Genomic DNA, 5,698 nt, shown 5'->3' with positions numbered 1-5,698 from the left:
CTCAAAAGACTAGCTGCTAGCTAGCTAAAAAAGATATCAAATGGGTTCTATACAACTGCATGATCGTACCTGCAAGAATTAATGTCTGCGTTGCTTGTTCCTGTGCCTGAAACTGACCGCCAAATTGCACATAGTATCCCCCAGGTAGTTGAATTTACTTGACCTGATTGCGTACATATTTGATTACAGAACCCAAATCCCATCCAGCAATGTTGGCAGAAACCACAATCAGGCGGGAAACGTTTCAAAACACTCACCAAACCTAAGCAAAGAAAAAATTCTCAAAATCGCTCATGAGAAAACCTGACAGATCGCCGCAAACTCCGCCATCTTGAAAACACACCAGATAAAGCGATCGCATCCTCAATTCAAGATGATTCTAGCCAGTTCCACGAAGGAAGACTTTAACCAGACAACAGCGAAAACCTTACTGCTTATCAGTCTTATGGCTTCCCTAGTTGAGAAAATGATCGGGTACATAGGGAACAGGCGATCGCAAGGCTGGGGGGTTAATTTTCGTATTAGCTTTCCCATATAACCTGAACAGTCATATATCCCCATCTCCCCATATCCTCTTCCTCATCTCCCAATATGGGCTGTGTTAAAAATATGAAAGAATTTCAAAAATTTGGCAGAATTTGCAGTAAGCTCATTTTGAATTGTAGTGTGATTTGATAGGAACCTTTACTATGGCAGCTTCTTTTTTGCCTTCTATCTTGGCTAGTACTTCGTACTTGCCTGCTATCTTCATTCCCATAATTGGTTGGGTTTTGCCAGGTGTGGTCTTCGCGTTTCTGTTTTTATACATTGAAAGCGACGATATCAGCGATACTTAACTGATGTGGTCATTAGGTAGCTACTGCGTTTCTCTGGTTTCCAGAACTGTACACCTGCTCTTAAGCAAGCTACGCGCAGCCTCTGCCCTTCTTACAAAGGGAGAGGCTAGCGCCAAGGGAAAAGCAAGTGGCGTTTATTAGTCAAGTTTTTCGACAAGCAAGAGTTAAGCTGTTGCGCGTATAACTTGCACTTTTTATGGTTTGAAACCCTTGTTGCAACAAGAACACTCTGGAAAATTAAAGACACGACAGCTGCTCAATTTCGTTGGATACATTTCTAGACTATTGACCAAAATTAATACCGCCTGTCTCATTGAGACAGGCGGTTTTTTTAACGTTGATTTCTCAACAAATGCTGAAAAATTCTAACTTATAGTGTTCGGCTCAAACTAATGTTAAATCGAAGAACCGAGTCCGGCATAGGCACCATAAAAGAAAATGCCCAAGACTGTAATTATACCTAAACCTGCGATCGTAGCGACGACCCACAGGGGAATTCTCCCACTTCCAGACACAGCTTCTCTCCTCCCTTAACAACAAATCAACACATGTTCAATAAACAAAGATTAACAACAGTAGTTCCAATTAGTTAAAGAAGTAACTGGAAAACAGAATCCCCAGAACGAAAACTAGTAGTAGTCCCAGGTATAGCGAAGTCCGGTTTAGTTCAACCGGCTGATTATTGGGATTGGGCGATCTTTCTGCCATAATTGCTCCTAACGGTGAATAAATTGCATTGCGGCGATCGCGCCTAAAAAGAATACAGTTGGCACACCTAGGGTATGAACTGCCAGCCATCTAACGGTAAAAATTGGATAGGTAACTGGTTGATTGATGTTATTGCCGCTAGTCATGATCTCAAACTACTTTCCAATAAATTGTTCAACTTGTTTTTTAGCTTCAAAACGGTTCTTCACAATAGGCACTTCCTGCCGCGTTGGTGTGAAATACTCGTTAGGGCGGGGTGTGCCAAAGGCATCATAAGCCAGCCCAGTGCTGACAAATAGCCAACCAGCAATAAACAATGCCGGGATGGTGATGCTATGGATTACCCAGTAACGAACGCTGGTAATGATGTCCGAAAACGGACGTTCTCCAGTGGTACCTGACATTTAGATTCCTGCCTTCACAAAGAATGTTATAGAGTTTATTATCCTACAAAGTTAAGAAAGAGTTACAAGTTGCAACGTTCTTCTCAGAAATAGGTACTGGGCATTGGCTACTGAGTATTGAGTATTAGAGATTGGCTACTGAGTATTGGGCATTGGCAAAACTCTTACCTAGTCCCCAATCCCCAGTCCCCAATCCCCAATCCCCATTAAGCTGCTTCAGGATTTGGTAGATATTTGAGCAAAACGCCGCGATCGCCAATTATAAATCCCCGTTCTGGCTCTAAGAACACAATCTTGTATAAATTAGCAGCTACTTCTTCTATGTCACGGTCTTTTTCCCAGGTTTTGCCACCGTCGCCACTGCGTAGCAAATTACCGCTACCGCCACCTATCCAAATTTCATCGGGTGTACGATATGCCAAATCTAGTAAACCCCAACTGGTGGATAACTCTGGATATTTTGCCTCTTGCCATTCTTCAGGTTTAGTTGGGTCACTAAACTGAACTTGACCTCCTCTAGCTAGCAACCACAATTGCCCATTTTCACCAAAGCCCATGTTTTCTACTCGCCGAGAACTATTGCGGTTATGGGGTACCCAAGCATTTTGCCCTGGTTCCCAAGTCGAGTAGAAGCTACCCTTAGCAGAAACAGCAATATATTTCCCATCAGCAGAACGTTCCAAGTTACGCACCACACCCACTGCTGATTCCACCTGCGCTTTCCAGTTTTTGCCGCCATCTGTGGTCTTATATATGGCTCCCACATCAGTAGCCATTTCAGCTGTATTGTCTGCTAGCGCCTTAACTGCGATCGGGCTACCTGGTAGCTTTTCGCTCAGGGGAATACGTGACCAAGAACCACCTTCATCAGTAGTATGCAGCAACAATCCAGGCTCTCCAGCAATCCAGCCTTCTTTACCTACAAAACTTACTGAGTCAAAGCGATACTTTTGCTCATCCAGTTGCAGTGCTATTGGTTTCCAGGTATTACCACCGTCATTGGTTTCCAACAGCGTGGCATTGCTACCTACTAAGTAGCCATGCTCAGGGTTATTAGTAAAAGCAATATCCAATAAATTCGAGTCTGTTGGCACAGAAATGACTTTCCAAGGGTTGTAGCTAACAGAGGGGACTTGGCTACAACCTATGCACATCACGACTACTATTAACAAGGCAAATATTCGTTGCCAACTTTTCACAATTGAATGCATCAGTATTTCTTAGTTATTTCTAAATTTCTGTAGGAGTTGGCAGTCAGGATGCTTTTAAATCCTGGGTTTTTCATTTTGAATTTTGAATTGCTTAAGGGCTGTCATTGTAAGCCGTAGAGACTGATAAAAAACAAGAAGCCAAGAGCCAAAGCACCAAAAATTAGGATATTCTTTTGGGTTGGCGTTAGGTTATTGACACCCAAACCGTAACCGAGATTTTCTTTAAAGCCGGATGCAGTACCCGCAGGGCCGATGTTGGCAAAAGCGGTCTTCTTAGCGGTACAAACTGGACAGCGCCAATTTATGGGCAGTTCTGCAAAGAGTGTCCCTGAAGGAATATCATGCTTGTCGTCTCCCTTCTCAGGTTCGTAAACATAACCGCAGGCGCGACACTCGTAGCGGTCTAACACCGGAGTCTCAACATCTGGTTCGCTCATGGCTAAGGCCTCGCAGAAAAGAAATCTTAAATATACGTTAAAAATTATGACATAATTGTTAGACTTTTCTATCACTAGCAAAAGCGAATTAAATACCTGAAGTACGTCTGTTTCGCAGATTTCAGAAAAACCAAACAGATATAATGTAAAAGAAAGTTACGCAGTTAAGGGATTGGGCGTTGGGTAAAACAGTTCCGAGTTCCGAAAGTTCTGAGTAAAGAAGTGAGATTCCCTACTCAGCACTCAGCACTCAGCACTCAGCACTCAGCACTCAGCACTCAAAACTCACTACTTAAAATACTCCATAAGCGGTAGATACTCATTGTGTTTGTCCTCAGCGGTTACGAGTACCTTCTAGGCTTCTTCATCATCTGTAGCCTAGTGCCTGCCTTAGCGCTCTCAGCATCCAAGCTCCTACGACCCAGTAGTTACAGCCCAGAACGGCGCACCACCTACGAATCTGGCATGGAACCCATCGGGGGAGCCTGGATTCAGTTCAACATCCGCTACTACATGTTTGCTCTGGTCTTCGTCGTCTTTGATGTGGAGACTGTCTTCTTGTATCCTTGGGCGGTAGCTTTCCACCGTTTGGGGCTATTGGCATTTATTGAAGCGCTAGTCTTTATTGCAATTCTTGTAGTCGCTTTAGTTTACGCATGGCGTAAAGGAGCTTTGGAATGGTCTTGAATTCTAACTTAACAACCCAGGACAAAGAACGAATCATCAACCCCATTGAGCGTACCAATGTCACTCAAGACCTCTCAGAAAACGTCATTTTGACGACGGTTGATGATCTCTACGACTGGGCGCGGCTTTCTAGTCTGTGGCCGTTGTTATTTGGTACTGCTTGCTGCTTTATTGAGTTTGCAGCTTTAATTGGTTCCCGATTTGACTTTGACCGTTTTGGACTAATTCCCCGTTCTAGCCCCCGCCAAGCCGATTTAATTATTACGGCAGGGACTATTACGATGAAGATGGCTCCCCAACTGGTGCGTCTTTATGAACAAATGCCAGAGCCAAAGTATGTAATTGCAATGGGAGCTTGCACAATTACTGGCGGGATGTTCAGTGTTGATTCCCCCACAGCAGTGCGCGGAGTCGATAAACTGATTCCTGTAGATGTGTATTTGCCTGGTTGTCCTCCCCGTCCAGAAGCAATTATCGACGCAATCATTAAGCTGCGGAAGAAAATCTCCAATGAATCGATGCAAGAGCGGGATAAAATTAAGCAAACCCATCGCTACTACAGCACGACTCATAATTTGAAGCCAGTAGAAGAAATCTTAACTGGTAAGTATTTGCAGTCAGACACTCGCTATGCACCACCGAAGGAATTGGCGGAAGCGATTGGTATGCCAATACCACCTGCACTGCTGACAGAAAAGGCGCAAAAGGAGGAACAAACCCGTGGCTGAAGAAGAATCTAAACCAGTACCAGCGGCGAAAGAAGAGGCATTGGTACAAGCGGGTAAAGTTTCCCAGTGGTTGACGGAAAATGGTTTTGACCATGAGTTTTTAGCACCAGATAAGAATGGTGTAGAGATAATTAAGGTGACGGCAGATTTCTTGCTTCCCACCGCTACAGCCCTTTATGCTTATGGGTTTAATTATCTCCAGTGTCAAGGTGGTATTGACCTTGGCCCAGGACAAGAATTGGTGAGTATGTATCACTTGATTAAAGTCGGTGATAATAGCGATCGCCCCGAAGAAGTTCGAGTTAAGGTGTTCTTACCACGGGAAAACCCCGTAGTGCCTTCTGTGTACTGGATTTGGAAGACGGCAGATTGGCAAGAGCGCGAGTCTTACGATATGTACGGCATTATCTACGAAGGACACCCAAATCTCAAGCGGATTTTGATGCCAGAAGATTGGGTAGGTTGGCCTTTGCGGAAGGATTACATCTCGCCTGATTTCTACGAGTTGCAAGACGCTTATTAGAGATTGCTGAATTTTAGCAGTAGTGATTAACCCCTTTCCGGTAGCGGAGAGGGGTTATATTTTTGGTGTTTTATGTAAAACAGTTACAAAATTTGCTGTAATTCATTGACTATACCCCTCTTCTGTCACTCTCCGAAAACATTTGCCATTTCTTAATTCTAGAG

Annotated in this window: 10 protein-coding genes; 4 read left to right on the top strand and 6 right to left on the bottom strand. The window is 43.9% G+C overall.

Annotated elements, in window-relative coordinates; translation table 11 throughout:
• Positions 1-689 precede the first annotated feature (689 nt).
• On the top strand, positions 690-836 hold the full coding sequence (psaI, locus tag HWQ44_RS15030) for a photosystem I reaction center subunit VIII (protein WP_292719833.1): 147 nt from the start codon (positions 690-692) through the stop codon (positions 834-836).
• A gap of 395 nt (positions 837-1,231) precedes the next feature.
• On the opposite strand, the gene HWQ44_RS15025 is transcribed toward psaI, so the two are convergent.
• From HWQ44_RS15025 to HWQ44_RS15000, 6 genes are all read right to left on the bottom strand, one after another.
• Positions 1,232-1,351 (bottom strand): photosystem II reaction center protein J, encoded by a 120-nt coding sequence (locus HWQ44_RS15025; RefSeq protein ID WP_012411803.1) that lies wholly within the window; start codon positions 1,349-1,351, stop codon positions 1,232-1,234.
• Positions 1,352-1,421: 70 nt separating this feature from the next.
• Positions 1,422-1,544 carry a photosystem II reaction center protein L gene (locus HWQ44_RS15020; protein WP_094332364.1) on the bottom strand — a complete coding sequence of 41 codons (123 nt, stop codon included), beginning with the start codon at positions 1,542-1,544 and terminating at the stop codon, positions 1,422-1,424.
• An 8-nt stretch (positions 1,545-1,552) separates the two neighbouring features.
• On the bottom strand, positions 1,553-1,690 hold the full coding sequence (gene psbF / locus HWQ44_RS15015) for a cytochrome b559 subunit beta (protein WP_012411801.1): 138 nt from the start codon (positions 1,688-1,690) through the stop codon (positions 1,553-1,555).
• Between the two features lie 9 nt (positions 1,691-1,699).
• Complete coding sequence (gene psbE / locus HWQ44_RS15010) at positions 1,700-1,948, bottom strand: cytochrome b559 subunit alpha (protein WP_292719831.1); 249 nt, start codon at positions 1,946-1,948, stop codon at positions 1,700-1,702.
• Positions 1,949-2,154: 206 nt separating this feature from the next.
• Positions 2,155-3,159, bottom strand: a complete 1,005-nt coding sequence (locus HWQ44_RS15005) for a photosynthesis system II assembly factor Ycf48 (RefSeq protein ID WP_292719829.1) — start codon at positions 3,157-3,159, stop codon at positions 2,155-2,157.
• 101 nt (positions 3,160-3,260) lie between these two features.
• A complete protein-coding gene (locus HWQ44_RS15000; RefSeq protein WP_292719827.1) occupies positions 3,261-3,596 on the bottom strand; it encodes a rubredoxin in 336 nt (111 codons plus the stop codon).
• Positions 3,597-3,920: 324 nt separating this feature from the next.
• Between HWQ44_RS15000 and ndhC the strand changes: the two genes are divergently transcribed.
• The 3 genes from ndhC to HWQ44_RS14985 are packed head-to-tail and all read left to right on the top strand — an operon-like array spanning position 3,921 to position 5,534.
• A complete protein-coding gene (ndhC, locus tag HWQ44_RS14995) occupies positions 3,921-4,283 on the top strand; it encodes a photosynthetic/respiratory NAD(P)H-quinone oxidoreductase subunit C (RefSeq protein WP_104908259.1) in 363 nt (120 codons plus the stop codon).
• Positions 4,274-5,011 (top strand): photosynthetic/respiratory NAD(P)H-quinone oxidoreductase subunit K, encoded by a 738-nt coding sequence (gene ndhK / locus HWQ44_RS14990; protein ID WP_292719825.1) that lies wholly within the window; start codon positions 4,274-4,276, stop codon positions 5,009-5,011. Before ndhC ends, ndhK begins: the two co-directional genes overlap by 10 nt.
• The gene (locus tag HWQ44_RS14985; protein WP_292719823.1) at positions 5,004-5,534 is read left to right on the top strand and encodes an NAD(P)H-quinone oxidoreductase subunit J; all 531 of its coding nucleotides are present in this window, start codon (positions 5,004-5,006) and stop codon (positions 5,532-5,534) included. Before ndhK ends, HWQ44_RS14985 begins: the two co-directional genes overlap by 8 nt.
• Positions 5,535-5,698 lie beyond the last annotated feature (164 nt).

Source organism: Nostoc sp. JL34 (assembly GCF_017114945.1).
GTDB lineage: Bacteria > Cyanobacteriota > Cyanobacteriia > Cyanobacteriales > Nostocaceae > Nostoc.
The sequence above is the reverse complement of the archived record's forward strand: the minus strand, read 5'-3'. Positions and strand labels throughout refer to the sequence as shown.